Annotated in this window: 1 protein-coding gene and 1 pseudogene; both read left to right on the top strand. The window is 31.6% G+C overall.

The features are described from left to right. Positions 1–1,367 (top strand): type I pullulanase (pulA, locus tag AC1DJR_RS27545; protein ID WP_477003996.1); only part of this gene is annotated, 1,367 nt, incomplete at its 5' end. Between the two features lie 266 nt (positions 1,368–1,633). Then, positions 1,634–1,711 (top strand): annotated as a pseudogene (locus tag AC1DJR_RS27540) (DM13 domain-containing protein); the annotation flags it as partial. Positions 1,712–2,159: the final 448 nt, after the last annotated feature.

The following is a 2,159-nucleotide window of genomic DNA, read 5'->3' as shown; positions in this document are numbered from 1 at the left end:
GTGTTACTCACGTTCAGTTTTTACCGATATTTGATTATGCTTCAGTAAATGAAGAGAATTTAAATGAACCACAATATAACTGGGGATATGACCCGAAAAATTTCAACGTCCCAGAGGGCTCCTATTCTACAAATCCTTTTGAGCCGACTGTTCGAATAACTGAATTAAAGCAAATGATTCAAGCGCTGCATGATAATAATCTTCGTGTTGTGATGGACGTAGTATATAACCATATGTATAATGCCGCTGAATCAAATTTTCATAAGTTAGTTCCAGGTTACTATTATCGTTACAATGAAGACGGAACATTAGCAAATGGAACTGGAGTAGGGAATGATACCGCTTCAGAACGAAAGATGATGAGAAAATTTATGGTAGATTCCGTCACATACTGGGCAAAAGAATACAATTTAGATGGGTTCCGTTTTGATTTAATGGGTATTCATGATTATGAAACGATGAATGAGATACGTAAAGCTGTTAATCAAATTGATCCTTCTATTATTCTGCATGGAGAAGGCTGGGATTTAAATACACCTCTTGCAGCTGAGTTGAAAGCAAATCAAAAAAATGCGGAGAAAATGAAAGGGATTGCTCATTTTAACGATAATATTCGTGATGGATTGAAAGGTAGTGTATTTGAGGAGAAAGAAAATGGTTTTGTAAATGGAAAGCAAAACATGGAAGACCGTATTAAAAAAGGCATTACGGCCGGTATTGACTATGATACAAATTCGTCTACTTATGAAGATCCGGAGCAGGTGCTAACTTATGTGGAAGYACATGATAATCATACTTTATGGGATAAACTTGAGTTGACTAATTCAGGTGACAGTGAAGAAATGCGAAAACAAATGCATAAATTATCTTCTTCTATTTTATTAACATCACAAGGTATTCCATTCTTACATGCAGGACAAGAGTTTATGCGCACAAAATATGGTGATCATAATAGTTACAAATCTCCTGATTCTATTAACCAGATGGATTGGTTACGCCGTGCAGCATTTAATAATGAAGTAGAGTATATGAAGGGCTTAATAGATTTACGAAAAAAATACCCAGCTTTTCGWATGACTTCTGCAGAGCAAATTAAAAAGTATGTAGCTTTTATCGATGTTCCCAAAAATGTTGTAGCTTATACAATAGATGGAAAGGGAAGTGGGAATAAAAGCGAATACTTTATGGTGGCTCACAATGCAAATAGGGAAGCCGTTGACATAACACTTCCATCGAAAGGTCCATGGAAAGTGCTAGTAAACGRGAATCAGGCGGGAAGTAAAACACTTTACGTTGTCCATGACAATAAAATTAAAGTTCCTGCATTAAGTTCACTAGTTTTAAAAACAGAGAAACCGATTAAATAAAAGCAAATAATGTGAAAGTATATACTGAATTGAGCAAATTGAATAGGGATTGCAAATGAAAAAAGCGAAGTGAAGGTTGTTTTCACTTCGCTTTTAAAGTTAAAGTAATATAATTTCACATACTGTAATTATATTACAATTTAATAACGGAAATAGACAAGAGATTATTGCTATTGTAACAGTAGGAGGAGAAGATATCTTTGTATTTATTTATAAAATTATCTGAAGCACATTCTTAATTTATATAATTTTTATTATATATTCGAACATCTAACGGGCTAGATGTTCGAGTTGTATTAATTCCTACAAATCGTTTGAAAAATAGCAAAGATGCAAAAGTATATGGAATTAAAATAGAGAAAAGACACCTTAAATGGTGTCTTTTCTCTATTTTAAATACGATATGTTAGTAACTCACTTGTATGTAATAGTATGTGCATTTTTACACTAACTTCTAAAGAAAAAATTTCAAATTCTTTTCTTAATCTATTTGTAATAAATCTCATTAGAAAATTTTATCGCTATAACAAATAAAACTTTCTCAATATTATTTTGTTTAATAACTATTTCCATCTGCTTTCCAATCCATTACAATAATTTCACATTGGAAATACATGAAAATTCTCAATGTTCTAAATGGTTTATACCTTATAGGATTACTATGGGAAAGGATGTGAAATGTCTAATAAAACATCATTTTTTATGATGAAATAAAAAAATTTAATGAAGAAAAAGTTATTTTATTATTCTCAAGCTTCGTTGAAGTACATGTATTTATAATCACTATGAGAC

It is taken from the genome of Bacillus sp. 05T31 (genome assembly GCF_056396725.1).
This window is presented reverse-complemented; position numbering and strand designations above follow the sequence as displayed.